Raw genomic sequence first — 14,589 nt, forward strand, 5'->3', positions numbered from 1 at the left:
TAACTTTTTATTAATATAAATAAATATTTTACTCTTCAACCATAATATCTTCAAATATGAAGTCGTGCATTGCATCTAATTCATATTCTTCAAAAGGAATTACATAGCCTGCACTACCAATTTTTCTACCATTTTCAGTAGAAAGAGGGAATTCCATTGATTTTAAGTCTAAGTTTCCAATACTTAAAAGTTTTGTTCCTAGAGAAATTATTTCATTAGGACTCATATTAGTTTTAACATATGGAAGTATAGTATTAACTAGATTAGGATATTTGGTAACTGGTAAATCCTTAACACCATTTATTAAACTTTGTATAACACTTCTTTGTCTTCTATCTCTCTCATCTGTACTATCATTTTTTCTTATACGAGAAAATGCAAGTGTTTGATATCCATTTAGTTTTTGCTCACCTGAACTTCTTATATACTCAAGAGAGCCTTTGTCAGAATTTTTATGCCATTTATAAGTTTCAGGTATAAATTTGTTTAATTCTCTTATTTCACTCTTATCAACTGTAACAGTAACCCCTCCTAGAGCATCAACTATATCCATAAAAGAGAAAAAGTCAACTACAGCATAATTCTGTATATCGAGTTGGAAATTTTCTTCTATAGTTTCTATTAATAAATTAGCTTGACCATATACATAAGCATGTGTTAATTTTTGCTCTCCATGTCCTGGTATATTAACGTACGTATCTCTATTTAATGATGTTAATTTAAGACTTTTATTTTTATTATCAATAGTTAATATCATCATGGCATCAGAACGAGAAACTTCTTCTCCTGGTCTTGCATCTGTACCTAATAATAATATATTTGTAATATCTTCTTCATTTTTATAGTCATTACTGCTAAGAGCCTCTGTATTTATACTATCATCTTGGATAGTTTTTAATTTAGTAAAAACATATCCGTATACACTGACAGGAAATGCTATGACTAAAAGGGCTAGAAATATAACAAATTTTTTGAGTCCTGACAATAATATCCCCTACTTTCTAAATTTTTTAATTACACATAGTTAATTATATTAAAAAATTGTTACATAAGCAATAAAAAACACAATAAATTAGCATAAGTTTGTCATAATATAATTATTTTTATAATATTTTATAGAAGGAAGTGTGTAGTTATTATTAATTTTCTTGGAATATAATTATATGAAGATTTAAATTTTTATAAATTACTGTATATATTGGAAAAAATATTTTCCTGATTGTAGTTATATCATCTTACAAAAGGTGTAAATTGTAATTTAGAATTTTTGGTGTATAATAGGAATTGAAAATTTAAACTGATAAAAATTAATAAAAAATAATCATAAATTATATAATTTGGGGGAGGAAATGTATGATAAAATTAATAGCAACAGACTTAGATGGAACTTTGTTAGATGAAAAGAGCGAAATAAATCCAGAATTTTATAAAGTATTTAAAAAATTAAGAGAGAGGGGAATAATGTTTTCTGCTGCAAGTGGCAGGCAGTATCAAAATCTTATAAAAAAATTTGAAGATATAAAAGATGATATGATGTTTATCTCAGAGAATGGAACATTAGTAGTATATAAAGGAGAAGAAATATTATCAAATCCTTTGGATAAAGAGTTAGTAAATGAAATCATAGAGACAACAAGAAGTATAAAAGGGAAAAAAATTGTAATGAGTGGTAAAAAATACGCCTATATAGAGAGCAAAGATGAAGCTTTTATAGAAGAAGTTAATACTTACTATGCAAAGTTTAAAATTGTAGATGACTTGACTGAAGTAGAAGGTGATATATTAAAGATAGCTATACATGATTTCAAAGGTGCAGAACATAACAATAGTATCTACTTTGATAAGTTTTCTGATAGAGCTCAAGTATGTATTTCTGGGGTAGAGTGGCTTGACTTAACTGCAAAAGGTGCGAATAAAGGAAGTGCCATAAAAAAAGTACAAAGAATGTTAGATATAAAATATGAAGAAACTATGGTATTTGGTGACCAATTGAATGATGTGGAAATGATGAAGAGTGCTTATCATAGCTATGCCATGGAGAATGCAAATGAGTATTTGAAAGAAATTGCTAGATTTAGAGCAAAAAGAAATACTGAAAATGGTGTTGTAGATAAGATAAAAGAAGTCATAAAAATTGGATAGCCATCTATGATGGGGTTCTAAATGAAAAAGATTATTTTGGCTGGTATAAATGATAAATTAAAGGAAGCATATAAATTACAGCTTGAAGAAGTATTGGGAGAAATTGCAGAAATAGAAACTAACTAACTATATGATATGTCTGGTGGATATACATTAGCATGGATGACATACTTAGTATTGACTGTAATTATGGTCGATTTGATATTAATAAGTTTAGTTTTAGGAAAAAAGAAAAATATAAATATCAAAGAGGGTTAAATGATACTAATTGAATAAATAAAAAATATCAATGTAATTTTTGATAAAATAAATTTATTTATATAAAAATTACATTGATATTTAATAAACATCAATAAAGATATTTATTTTTTTATGATACTCAGTATTTTGTCCTCTATTTGAGATGCATTTTCTGCGGAAATCAAATAAACATATTTACCTGCTTTTTCAACAATAGTACTGTTTGCTATTTCAGAATTGTTTTTTTCTCCATGTCCTTCTCCAAAAGGTGCTTGAATCATGTCTCTTTTATAATTTTCTAGAGTTTTATAGATTTTATTTACATCGTCAGTTTTTATGACAATGATATCTTCTAGATATAATTTTTCAGAAGAATTGATTACAAAACCTTGTGTAATGTCTTCTTCTACATCGTTAAAATAATTAAATTCTTTTGCATCAAAAATTTTTGATTCTTTTATAAGCAAATCAGAAGACTTTAATGCTTTTTCAATTTTTGATGTAGAAACGTTTTTATAATCGCTACTTGAAGAACAACTAACCATTCCAAAGGATAAGATTATTGAAAAAAACAACATTAAAATTTTTTTCATGAGAAACCTCCAAGTTTTTTTAACTCTATCTTAATTTAGTTTACTACATAATTATATAAAAATAAATGTATTTAATGTTACAGTTTTGATTAATAATGTAAGAATTTGATAATAATACCTATTAAGAGGTGATTAAAAATGAGAGTACCAAAACATGTAGGAATTATCCCAGATGGAAACAGAAGATGGGCAAGTCAAAATGGAATGACAAAGGATAGAGGATATGAAAGTGGAATAAATCCTGGACTAGAATCTTATAGATTATGTAGAGATTTAGGTTGTGAAGAAGTAACTTTTTATGGATTTACAACTGATAATACAAGACGTCCATCAGTCCAGACAAAAGCGTTTACAAAAGCATGTATTGATGCAGCAAATATATTGATAGAAGAAGGTGCAGCTTTACTAGTTGTTGGAAACACAAAATCTCCAATGTTCCCAGAAGAATTATTACCATATACAAATCGAATTCAAGCTAAAGATGGACAGATAAGAGCAAATTTACTGGTAAATTATGGATGGTATTGGGATTTAAATAATATATCAGGAGTAGAAAATGTAAATAAGAATAACATACAGGATTACATACAGTCATTTGATGTGTCAAGACTGGATTTGATAATTAGATGGGGAGGAAGACGCAGATTAAGCGGTTTCTTGCCTGTGCAATCAATTTATGCAGACTTTTATGTTATAGATAATTATTGGCCAGATTTCAAAGGTGATGATATAAAAGATGCCTTTAGTTGGTATGATACACAAGATGTCACTTTAGGCGGATAATTAAGAAATTTCAGTTTTTAGATTGTAGAGTATTTTAAATTATTGAAAAAAAAACTTCTTGGTGGTAAAATAACACTAATAATATGAAAAAATGTAAAAATCTATACCAAGAAGGGTGAAGAAATGTCGAAAAGCAATAATAACAATAATTCAAGAAACAAATCTAAAAATACCAGCTATCTAAATAGAAAAAAAAGAAAAATAAATAAAAAAAAGTTAGTAGTACTGATTTGCTTTACAGCGTTATTTTTATTTATTGCATTTAAGGCTACTCAAGGTGTAGTAGCTTTGGTCAAAGGGATGGATAAAAATAATAAAGCAAATCAACAACAAAAAGTTGACTCAGAACAATTTGACCTTGGTGATGAAAACGAAAATAAAAACAAAAAATATACTGTATTTATAGACCCAGGTCATGGAGGAAATGATAAAGGAACTCAAAGTAAAACTAGTAACAGATATGAAAAAGACCTCACTTTACAAATTTCAAAGAAATTAGCAAATAAATTAGCTAAGCAAAAGGACATTCAAGTAGTTGTATCTAGAACTGATGATACATATGTATCATTAATGGATAGAGTAAACTTAGCAAAAAATAGCTCTGCTGATGTACTTGTTTCTATACACTTAAATGCAGAAAAAAATGGAAATACAGCAACGGGTATAGAAACATGGTATAGAAATAAAGCTACAGATGGCTCAAAAGAATTTGCACAAACAGTTCAAAGTACAATAGCATCTTATGTTAAAGTAAGGGATAGGGGAATAATTGAAAATAATTTTGAAGTACTTAGAGAATCAAATATGCCAGCTATATTAATAGAGTGTGGTTTTTTAACAACGCCTTCAGAAGAGCAAAAAATAATAAATGCGAAATATCAAGAGCAACTTACAGAGGGAATTGTTCAAGGTATACTTTCATATTTGGATTCTAAGGGAAACAAATAATTTAATTACTATCTAAATGTAAAAGTTAAATTAAAAATGCAAAGGTGTGAATTATATTAAAAGTATGATTTCATACTGAAAAGATTATTTAGATTCAAGAACTATGAAACTACAGACTGTTTTATGTATGTCTGTCTTCATAGTTTTTTTTGTCAAAATTAGTTGGTATTTGAAAAAAATAGAGAAATAAAATCGTAGAAATGGAGTTATTTATATGTGATTTTAAGTTAGATTGATTTACTAGCAATTGTGCCTTATAATTAATATATAATATAAAAAAAGTTTGATTGTAAAATAATTTAAAAAATAATATAGGGGAATTTATATGAATAAAAAAAGTATAATGAAAATTTGTTGGTTAAATAAAATAGTTTTTATTATAATTGGTGTTTTGGGAATAGTTTTACTTACGAAGCATATTGGAATAGACATTAAGAGTCAAATTTTGCTTTTATTAATCTTATTTAGCATAAGTATGTTTATTTCATACCTTAAGGTTAAGGCATATGAAGACGAAATTAATTTAGATATCACAAGTAATTTGGATAAACTTATAAACATCACTAAGGATGATGACTTTTTACAACATATTCAAAGTTATATATTTGCTAATAAGAGAGAAAATTGTGTGTTAGCATGCTTTGATTTATGCAGACTTAAACTTATAAATGAGATATATGGTTATAAGCTAGGGGATGAAGCATTAGACAATATCTCAAACAACTTAAAAAATTATTTTGGAAATGAAGCTATTTATGGAAAGTTAAAAAGCGATGTCTTTTTATTAATAATAAAACTTGAAGATAGAGATGAAAAGATTCCTAATTTGGCAAACCTTATTAAAAATAAAATTGTGACCTTGAGTCAGATAGATAGTTTTAAAATGAATATAAACATTGAAGCTTCTATTGGTATTTATAAATTTAATAATGATGAAATTGACATAAAAAAAGCCATAGATAATGCTGATATGGCAAGAATTAAATCAAAAGGATTAAAGCATATAGAATATGTTGAATTTGATGATGCTATGGAAAAAGAAATAAAATCACTTATGAAAATAGAACAAGATTTATTTTTAGCTATTAAAAACAAAGAGTTCATAATTCACTACCAACCTAAATTTGATTCAAGTACAAATAAAATTATAGGTTCAGAAGCATTAATAAGATGGATTCATCCAACCTTAGGTATGGTTGCTCCAAATAATTTTATACCTATAGCTGAGAAAAGTGGTTTGATAAATAATATTGGTAGATGGGTGATTGAAGAAGTTTTTATTACTATTGATAAATGGATTTCAGAAGGGATAAATGTTTTACCAGTTTCAATAAATTTATCTAGAGTAGAACTTTATAAGAATGATTTAGTAGATTTTTTTAAGTCGATGTTTGATACATATAATGTTCCTAGAAAACTTGTAGAAATAGAAATAACAGAAACAACAGCTTTAAATGATGTAAAATTTATTAGTGAGAGACTTTATGAAATTAAATCTTTAGGTATGAATATATCATTGGATGACTTTGGCATAGGGAACTCAAATTTTATCAATCTTAAGGGGATACCAGTAGATGTTATAAAAATTGATAGGTCACTTATATTAGATATAGTAACCAACTCAAAAACAAAGGTTATGATAAAAGCCATTGTTAATCTTTCGCACGATTTAAATCTAGCTGTTATATGTGAAGGTGTAGAGGATATGGAACAAGTTAAAGTTTTAAATAATATGGGATGTAATTTTATACAAGGTTATGTATTTTCTAAGCCAATAGATGAATGTAGTTACAAGGAACTTCTTACTGGAAGAAGTAATATAAGTTTAGAAGAGAGTCTTTTGAAAGAATATATGGCAGTTGAGGAGGTGGAATAATGATTTCAGAAGACGTAGATTATGCAATAAGAATTGTAAGAGCTATATTTAATAATGGAGAAAATAATCCAATAGATGTCAAAACAATATTAAAGAATGAAGATATACCAATATTAACACTATATAAACTACTTAGAAAACTTTGTGCAAATAATTTACTTACTTTTAATAAAGAAGATGGAAAGAAATACATGTTAAATGTATCATTGGATACAATAAGTTTGAGAACAATTGTAGAAATAATTGATGGGAAAATATATATAAATAAATGTACTAGATATGTATCTAATTGTAGTAATTGTTTAAAAGGTTGCAAGGTAAATCAGGAATTACTAGAGATAGAAAAAGAAATCTATAAACTTTTATCAAGAAAATCTATAAGACAGATATTAGAATAATAAATTTTTAGCTTAGCTAATAGTTGGAGGTTTTCAGTTATGGATGATATATCTCAAGATAATTTTCTATTATCTAAAGAGTATGAGAATAGTTTAGATGTAGATACTAAAAAAGCAGGTGGAATATACTATACACCTAAAATCATTGTCGATTATATTGTTAAAAAAACCTTGAGAAATCACGATATAATTAAAAATCCATATCCGAGAATTCTTGACATATCTTGTGGATGTGGGAACTTTCTTTTGGAAGTATATGATATTTTATATGACTTATTTGAAAAAAATATTTATGAATTAAAAAATAAATATGATGAAAATTATTGGCAGATTGATAATATACACAATCATATATTGAACTATTGTATATATGGTGCTGATATCGATGAAAATGCTATAAATATACTAAAGGATAGCTTAAAAAACAAAAAGACAACGAATGATTTAAAAGATGAAGGTATTAAAATCAACCTATTTTGTTGTGATAGTCTAAAGAAAAACTGGCGATATAAGTTTGATTACATAGTTGGTAATCCTCCGTATATTGGACATAAAAAACTTGAAAAAAAATATAAAAAATTTCTTTTAGAAAAGTACAGTGAAGTTTATAAAGATAAAGCTGACTTATATTTTTGTTTTTATAAAAAGATTATAGATATCTTAAAATGTGGAGGAACTGGAAGTGTTATAACGCCGAGATATTTCTTAGAAAGTTTGTCAGGAAAAGATTTGAGAGATTATATTAAGTCAAATGTTAATATTAAAGAAATAGTAGATTTTTTGGGTGCAAATATATTTAAAAATATAGGTGTTTCTAGTTGTATTCTTACTTTTAATAAAAAAAAATTGAATGATACGCCTATAGATATATTTAGAATAAAGAATGAAGATGTATCTATAAATAAATTTGAAACACTAGAAGAACTTTTAAATAGTAGTAAATTTGAATATTTTAATATAAATCAAAACTTGCTTTCTGATGAATGGATAATTGTAAATAAGGATAATGAATCTTTTTATAATAAAATACAAGAAAAAGGTAAATATAGCCTAGAAGACATAGCTGTAAGCTTTCAAGGCATAATTACAGGATGTGATAAGGCTTTTATTTTAAGTGAAGGGGATTTAAAGTTAAATTTTGTAGATGAGAAGCTTTTAAAAGATTGGATAAAAAGCAAAAATATAAACAAGTATGTAGTAGAGAAAAGTAAATATAAGTTAATATACTCAAATGATATAGATGACGAGGTTAAAAACAAAAAAATACTTGATGAAATTATAGGTGTGTATAAGACTAAATTAGAAAACAGAAGAGAATGTAAAAGTGGAATAAGAAAGTGGTATGAGCTTCAATGGGGTAGAGAAAAGCTTTTTTTCGAAAGAAAAAAGATAATGTATCCATATAAATCCAAAGAAAATAGGTTTGCTATAGATTATGATAATAATTTTTCAAGTGCAGATGTATATTCTTTTTTCATAAAAGATGAGTATTTAGATAAATTTTCATATGAATATTTAGTTGGAATTTTAAATTCTAGTGTATATGATAAATACTTTAAAATAACAGCTAAAAAAATGAGTAAAAATATATATGATTATTATCCTAATAAGGTTATGAAGATAAGAATTTTTAGAGATAATAATTATGAAGCAATAGAGGATTTATCAAAACAAATAATATCAATTTTATTAAATGAAACAATAGACAAAGACAGAGTAGAAAAATTGCAGATAAAAATAGATAAATTAGTAATAGATTCTTTGGGAATATAAATAAGTATGGATATGAAAAAATATGTTGAATGTTAATAATTTATCTAAATTGATAAAGAAAAAGTTAACCATATAAAAAATATTAAAAATATATACTTTTGAATATTTTTTTGATAAAATAAAAATAAATTTGTACAATTTTATTTTTCTCCAATAGCTAAAAGTAGTTTTTTGAATTAATATTTGCTGAGGAATATAAATTAGGAACGCTTTAAATAGTAGGTGATAATATGAAAGGATTAGTTTTAGAAGGTGGAGGAACAAAAGGAGCTTATCAAATAGGTGCGTATAAAGCTTTAAGAGAACTTGGTATAGAATTTCAAGGAGTAACAGGAACATCAATTGGGGCTTTGAATGGAGCATATATAATTCAAAACGATATTGAGGTAATGGAAGATATATGGCTAAACTATGATTATACTCATTTTATGAATATTGACAAAGAAAGCTATGAGAGATTTAAAAATGTAGATTTTACTACGAAAAATATCAATGCAGTTTTTGAACTTATAAATAAAGCCAGAAAAAATGAAGGTATAGATATAAGCCCATTAAGACACTTGATGGAAACTACATTAAATGAAGATATAATAAGAAAATCAAAAAAAGACTTTGGACTTGTTACGGTTTGGTGGGATAAAAAAATTAATCCTCATCCATTGTATATAGAAGATATGCCACAAGGTAGATTGGTTGATTATTTAATTGCTAGTTCTAGTTTGCCTATTTTCCAAACAAATGTAATGGATGATAAATTGTATTTGGATGGAATGTTTTGTGATAATATGCCAATAGGGCTTTTAGAAGATAAAGGATATGAAGATGTTGTTGTAATTAGGTTAATTGATGATTTTCTTGGAAAAATGAACCTAAATAAACATCAAAATATAAATATAAAAACCATAATACCATCAGAATATTTAGGCGGTTCTCTTAATAAAGATAGAGATAATGTAGAAAAAAATATTCGATTAGGATATTTAGATACTATGAAAGCTTATGAAAGATGCGATGGTATTAAGTATTACTTTGATGTAGAGTATAAGTATGATGAAGAGTATTGTTTTGATAGATTTAGAAGAATGAGTAATGAAACAATACAATGTATTTGTAACTTATTGAATATAAAAAGAGATGTTTCGCTTAGAACTGTTATGGAAAATGTAATACCAAAGCTTGGTGAGACACTTGGTTTACCCAAAAATTTTTCATATAAAGATTTATTTTACTGTGTATATGAGAAAAAACTTGAAGAAAATAGTATAAATAGGGTAAAATTATATGATTTTAATAAGGTTATAGATGTTGTAAATACAAATATTGATTCTAATAAGAATTTAGCATCAAATTTTGAAGTTAGACCTAAAATCAGTATTAAAAAGAACAAAAACACAAAATTATTGACAAATTGTATTATAAAAGACTTAAAAAGTCAAAGTTAAATAAAAAACAAAAAAAAATTTGTAATTATACTCGAAAAAAGTGTATATTAGTAGTATAATATTTTTGTAGCACTAGTGGGAACAAAAAATGACCATAGGACAAAAAAGTACCACTAAGTGCCATTAAAGTAAAAAATAGGAAAACAATTTTAAAAAATATAAAATGTTAGGTTTATAGGAGGATTTAAAAAATGGAAAAAGTAGTTAGTATCAAAAATGCAAGTGGATTACATGCTAGACCAGCAGGAATGTTTGTTAAGAAGGCTGCTGAGTTTAAATCAACAGTAGAAGTTGTGGCAAAAGACAAAACTGTAAATGCAAAATCAATCATGGGAATAATGAGTTTAGGTTTAGCTCAAGGAGAAGAATTAAAATTAGTTGTAAATGGAGAAGATGAAGAAGTAGCTTTAGCAGCAATGGTTGAATTAGTTGAAAGTGGATTTGGAGAGTAGATATAATAATTTCTAAAAATTTGGTATTTATAATCTAATCATTGCTTAGAGTAAAAGTAACAGAGAAACATTAAAAATATACAGACAAAAGTTTGTAAATATTTAGTTTCTTTGTTACTTTCATGTTTATTTAATCAGAAGATTAAGATTATTATTAATTGGGTATGAAAATATAAATATTTTAAATGATGAAATAAGTAAGATATTTTTAATTATAAATTTGGAATCAAAATACAGAAGATATTTTTAGGAGGTAGGGTTATGGCTTACAAAGGAATAGGAGCTTCTCCTGGTATTGCTTTAGGGAAAGCGTTAGTAGTTGAGCATAGTGAATTAGTAATTGAGAAAAAAACTATAGATAATGTTGAAGCGGAAGTTGCTAAATTAGAAAATGCAGTTGTAGTTTCTAAAGAAGAATTAATAAAAGTTAAGGAAAAAGCTTCTCAAGAATTAGGAGAAGAAGAGGCAGAAATATTTGAAGCACATTTATTAGTTTTAGAAGACCCAGAGTTAATTGGTTCTGCAATTGATAAAATCAAAACTGAAAATGTAAATGCAGAATATGCTTTAAATGAAATAAAAGAAATGTTTGTTAGTATGTTTGAGTCTATGGACAATGAATATATGAAAGAAAGAGCAGCAGACATAAAGGACGTTACAAATAGAATACTTAGACATATACTAGGAATCAAAGTTGTTGATTTATCTGCTTTAAGTGAAGAAGTAGTATTAATAGCACATGATTTAACTCCATCAGATACAGCAACTATGAACAAAAAAATGGTTTTAGGATTTTTAACTGACATAGGTGGAAGAACTTCTCATACAGCTATAATGTCTAGAACCTTAGAAATCGCTGCAATCGTTGGACTAAGTGATATAACTTCAAATGTTAAAGATGGAGATTTTGTAGTTTTCAATGGAGATACTGGTGAAGTAATCGTTAATCCAGATGAAGAAACTATAAGCAAATATACTGAGTTAAAAGCTAAGTATGAAGAGGAAAGAAAAGCATTACAATTATTAAAAGGAAAGCAATCAGTAACTCTTGATGGGAAACACGTTGAATTAGCTGGTAATATAGGAACTCCTAATGATATAGAAGGTCTAATAAAGAATGATGCTGAAGGTGTTGGTCTTTATAGAACAGAATTTTTATATATGGATAGAGATTCTTTCCCAACTGAGGAAATACAATATGAAGCTTATAAAGCTGTATTAGAAGGAATGGAAGGTAAACCTATAGTTATAAGAACATTAGATATAGGTGGAGATAAAGAGTTAAGTTACTTGACTATGGAACCTGAAATGAATCCATTTTTAGGTTACAGAGCAATAAGACTTTGTTTAGATAGAACAGATATATTTAAGACTCAATTAAGAGCTTTATATAGAGCAAGTGTTCATGGAAGATTGAGAATAATGTTCCCTATGATTTCATCTTTAGAAGAATTATTACAAGCTAAAGAAGTTGTAAAAGAAGTTTTAGCAGAACTTGATTCTGAAGGTATAGCTTATGCTAAAGATGTAGAAATCGGTATGATGATAGAAGTGCCATCTGCTGCTGTAATATCTGATATACTTGCTAAACATGTAGATTTCTTCTCAATAGGAACTAATGATTTAATACAATATACTTGTGCAGTTGATAGAATGAATCAAAAGATAAGCTATCTTTATAATCAATTTAATCCAGCTGTTTTAAGACTTATAAAGACAGTTATAGATAATGCACATAAAGAAGGTAAATGGGCAGGTATGTGTGGAGAATCTGCTGGAGACCAAAAAATGATACCAATACTTTTAGGTATGGGATTAGACGAGTTTTCTATGTCTCCAATATCAATACTTCCTGCTAGAAAATTAATAACTTCAGTTAAAGAAGCGGATATGAAAAAATTAGCTGATGAAGTACTTAATATGGGTACTGCGGAAGAAATAAAAAGATATATTGAAACAACTTTTAACATGTAATTTATAAAATATATAATATGTAATTTACAAACTTATATTATATAAAATATCCATGTAGATATGTTATAAATAATATGAATAACTCAATAAGTAAAGAAAAGCCATAGTTTATTTTATACGCTATGGCTTTTTTATTATTATAAATTAAAATTTATAATACTTTAATTATAGTTTGTGTTTTTTGTAGACTTATTTTTTAGGTAATTGCACCTGAATATGTATTAATGTTATGTGGATGTACTTTTGAAATATGGTAATATATATTAAGGGTGAATGGTTTAAAGAGTATATATTTAACCTCCTATGGCGAAATTCCTCTTCCTCGTCATAGGAGATGGAGGATGTAAGCCTAACCGATAGGTTATTTATTTTACTTGATTTTCAAAAAATGTATTGTATTATAAAATCAGTAGTAAAAACTGAAAGGAAGTAACTACAATGAAATTAGATAGTAATAATCATTAAGTATTTTTGTTACACTATCACTTAGTTATGTGTATAAAATATAGAAGAAAAGTAATAGATAACTCTATATCAGATAGACTAAAAGATATATTTGTAGATATCTCCCCAAATTATGGAGTGGAGTTGCTAGAATGGAATCATGATATTGACCATGTGCACTTGTTATTCAAAGCAAAACCAAATACAGAGATATCTAAACTCCTAAATGCTTATAAATCAGCATCAAGTAGAAGAATAAAGAATGAATTTCCAAGTATTCGTAAGTCCTTATGGAAATAATACTTTTGGAGCAAAAGTTATTGTCTAGTAACAACTGGTGGAGCTCCATTGGATGTTGTAAAACAATACATAGAAAATCAAGGAAAGTAGGGATAATATGCTAAGAGCATATAAATATAGATTATATCCAAATAGCGAACAAAAAGAATATTTTGCTAAAACTTTTGGATGTAGCAGACTTATATATAATCTTATGTTATCCGATAGGATTAAAGCATATGAGGAAAACAAGGACTTAGATATTAAAAAAATAAAATATCCTACACCTGCACATTACAAAAAGGAATATGAGTTCCTAAAAGAAGTTGATAGTTTAGCACTAGCAAATGAACAAATGAATTTAGATAAAGCCTATAAAAACTTTTTTAGAGATAAATCAGTAGGTTTTCCTAAATTCAAATCTAAGAAAATAAACTATCATAGTTATACTACTAACAACCAAAAAGGTACTGTAAGGATTGAAAATGGATATATAAAATTACCTAAACTAAAATCGATGGTTAGGATAAAACAACATAGAATGTTTGATGGAGAAATAAAGAGTTGTACTATATCGAGAACACCAGGTAATAGATATTATATTTCTATATTAGCAGAAACTGAAATAGAGAAACTAAAAACTATTGATAAGAAAATAGGTGTAGATGTTGGATTGAAAGAATTTGCAATATGTAGCGATGGATTTAGAGTAGATAATCCTAAACACTTTAGAAAATCAGAGAAAAGATTAACTAAACTACAAAAGGACTTATCAAGAAAACAAAAAGGAAGCAATAATAGATATAAAGCAAGATTGAAGGTAGCAAGGTTGCATCAAAAGATATCAGACCAAAGAGCAGATTTCCTAAATAAGTTATCAACTAAACTAATACACGAAAACCAAGTTATAGTTATTGAGGACTTGAAGGTAAAGAATATGGTGAAAAATCATAAGTTAGCGAAAGCTATAAGCGAAGCAAGTTGGTCGGAGTTCAGAAGAATGTTAGAATATAAAGCTAATTGGTATGGTAGAGAAATAATAGTAGCAGATAAGAATTTCGCATCTAGTCAATTATGTTCTAAATGTGGATATATGTTCTAAATGTGGATATAAAAATCCATTAGTGAAGAACTTAGGACTAAGAGAATGGGAATGTCCAGAGTATGGAGCATTCCACGATAGAGATATCAATGCAAGTATCAATCTACTAAACTTAGCCATATAAATGGTAATCATAAGGGTTA

Annotated in this window: 12 protein-coding genes and 2 pseudogenes; 12 read left to right on the forward strand and 2 right to left on the reverse strand. The window is 26.8% G+C overall.

Going from position 1 to position 14,589, the window contains the following annotated elements; all coding sequences use genetic code 11:
* Window positions 1-28: 28 nt before the first annotated feature.
* Window positions 29-985, reverse strand: a complete 957-nt coding sequence (locus IC213_RS08450) for an LCP family protein (protein ID WP_227434468.1) — start codon at window positions 983-985, stop codon at window positions 29-31.
* 368 nt (window positions 986-1,353) lie between these two features.
* On the opposite strand from IC213_RS08450, the gene IC213_RS08455 reads away from it, so the two are divergent.
* Complete coding sequence (locus IC213_RS08455; RefSeq protein WP_227434469.1) at window positions 1,354-2,142, forward strand: HAD family hydrolase; 789 nt, start codon at window positions 1,354-1,356, stop codon at window positions 2,140-2,142.
* Window positions 2,143-2,277: 135 nt separating this feature from the next.
* Entirely contained in the window at window positions 2,278-2,400 is a 123-nt protein-coding gene (locus IC213_RS21005; protein WP_255619065.1) for a hypothetical protein, read from the forward strand.
* A 104-nt stretch (window positions 2,401-2,504) separates the two neighbouring features.
* Here the strand turns inward: IC213_RS21005 and IC213_RS08460 are convergent, their stop codons facing one another.
* Window positions 2,505-2,975, reverse strand: coding sequence for a DUF4358 domain-containing protein (locus IC213_RS08460; RefSeq protein WP_227862996.1), 471 nt, complete (start codon window positions 2,973-2,975; stop codon window positions 2,505-2,507).
* A gap of 138 nt (window positions 2,976-3,113) precedes the next feature.
* Here IC213_RS08460 and IC213_RS08465 point away from each other — a divergent pair, with 138 nt between their 5' ends.
* The 10 genes and pseudogenes from IC213_RS08465 (at window position 3,114) to tnpB (ending at window position 14,570) form a co-directional block, all read left to right on the forward strand.
* Window positions 3,114-3,758, forward strand: a complete 645-nt coding sequence (locus tag IC213_RS08465; RefSeq protein ID WP_227482127.1) for an undecaprenyl diphosphate synthase family protein — start codon at window positions 3,114-3,116, stop codon at window positions 3,756-3,758.
* Between the two features lie 123 nt (window positions 3,759-3,881).
* Window positions 3,882-4,706, forward strand: coding sequence for an N-acetylmuramoyl-L-alanine amidase (locus IC213_RS08470; protein WP_227434472.1), 825 nt, complete (start codon window positions 3,882-3,884; stop codon window positions 4,704-4,706).
* A gap of 325 nt (window positions 4,707-5,031) precedes the next feature.
* On the forward strand, window positions 5,032-6,582 hold the full coding sequence (locus IC213_RS08475; protein WP_227434473.1) for a GGDEF domain-containing phosphodiesterase: 1,551 nt from the start codon (window positions 5,032-5,034) through the stop codon (window positions 6,580-6,582).
* A complete protein-coding gene (locus IC213_RS08480; RefSeq protein WP_227434474.1) occupies window positions 6,582-6,980 on the forward strand; it encodes an RrF2 family transcriptional regulator in 399 nt (132 codons plus the stop codon). The genes IC213_RS08475 and IC213_RS08480 overlap by 1 nt, the downstream gene beginning before the upstream one ends.
* A gap of 39 nt (window positions 6,981-7,019) precedes the next feature.
* Window positions 7,020-8,753, forward strand: a complete 1,734-nt coding sequence (locus tag IC213_RS08485) for an Eco57I restriction-modification methylase domain-containing protein (protein ID WP_227824283.1) — start codon at window positions 7,020-7,022, stop codon at window positions 8,751-8,753.
* A 230-nt stretch (window positions 8,754-8,983) separates the two neighbouring features.
* Window positions 8,984-10,195, forward strand: a complete 1,212-nt coding sequence (locus IC213_RS08490; protein WP_227830826.1) for a patatin-like phospholipase family protein — start codon at window positions 8,984-8,986, stop codon at window positions 10,193-10,195.
* A gap of 191 nt (window positions 10,196-10,386) precedes the next feature.
* Complete coding sequence (locus tag IC213_RS08495; protein WP_003422895.1) at window positions 10,387-10,647, forward strand: HPr family phosphocarrier protein; 261 nt, start codon at window positions 10,387-10,389, stop codon at window positions 10,645-10,647.
* A 261-nt stretch (window positions 10,648-10,908) separates the two neighbouring features.
* Window positions 10,909-12,621, forward strand: coding sequence for a phosphoenolpyruvate--protein phosphotransferase (gene ptsP, locus IC213_RS08500; RefSeq protein WP_227434477.1), 1,713 nt, complete (start codon window positions 10,909-10,911; stop codon window positions 12,619-12,621).
* A 471-nt stretch (window positions 12,622-13,092) separates the two neighbouring features.
* Window positions 13,093-13,455 (forward strand): annotated as a pseudogene (gene tnpA / locus IC213_RS08505) (IS200/IS605 family transposase).
* Between the two features lie 7 nt (window positions 13,456-13,462).
* Window positions 13,463-14,570, forward strand: a pseudogene (tnpB, locus tag IC213_RS08510) (IS200/IS605 family element RNA-guided endonuclease TnpB).
* Window positions 14,571-14,589 lie beyond the last annotated feature (19 nt).

The organism is Clostridioides sp. ES-S-0049-02 (assembly GCF_020658465.1).
In the GTDB taxonomy this organism is placed as follows: Bacteria; Bacillota; Clostridia; order Peptostreptococcales; family Peptostreptococcaceae; genus Clostridioides.

Excerpts from the sequence above, each read along its gene's own strand:
- IC213_RS08490 (WP_227830826.1), top strand. The coding sequence starts at position 8,984 with ATGAAAGGATTAGTTTTAGAAGGTGGAGGAACAAAAGGAGCTTATCAA.
- IC213_RS08465 (WP_227482127.1), top strand. The coding sequence starts at position 3,114 with ATGAGAGTACCAAAACATGTAGGAATTATCCCAGATGGAAACAGAAGA.
- IC213_RS08460 (WP_227862996.1), bottom strand. The coding sequence starts at position 2,975 with ATGAAAAAAATTTTAATGTTGTTTTTTTCAATAATCTTATCCTTTGGA.
- IC213_RS08480 (WP_227434474.1), top strand. The coding sequence starts at position 6,582 with ATGATTTCAGAAGACGTAGATTATGCAATAAGAATTGTAAGAGCTATA.
- IC213_RS08455 (WP_227434469.1), top strand. The coding sequence starts at position 1,354 with ATGATAAAATTAATAGCAACAGACTTAGATGGAACTTTGTTAGATGAA.
- IC213_RS08470 (WP_227434472.1), top strand. The coding sequence starts at position 3,882 with ATGTCGAAAAGCAATAATAACAATAATTCAAGAAACAAATCTAAAAAT.
- IC213_RS21005 (WP_255619065.1), top strand. The coding sequence starts at position 2,278 with ATGTCTGGTGGATATACATTAGCATGGATGACATACTTAGTATTGACT.
- ptsP (WP_227434477.1), top strand. The coding sequence starts at position 10,909 with ATGGCTTACAAAGGAATAGGAGCTTCTCCTGGTATTGCTTTAGGGAAA.
- IC213_RS08485 (WP_227824283.1), top strand. The coding sequence starts at position 7,020 with ATGGATGATATATCTCAAGATAATTTTCTATTATCTAAAGAGTATGAG.
- IC213_RS08495 (WP_003422895.1), top strand. The coding sequence starts at position 10,387 with ATGGAAAAAGTAGTTAGTATCAAAAATGCAAGTGGATTACATGCTAGA.
- IC213_RS08475 (WP_227434473.1), top strand. The coding sequence starts at position 5,032 with ATGAATAAAAAAAGTATAATGAAAATTTGTTGGTTAAATAAAATAGTT.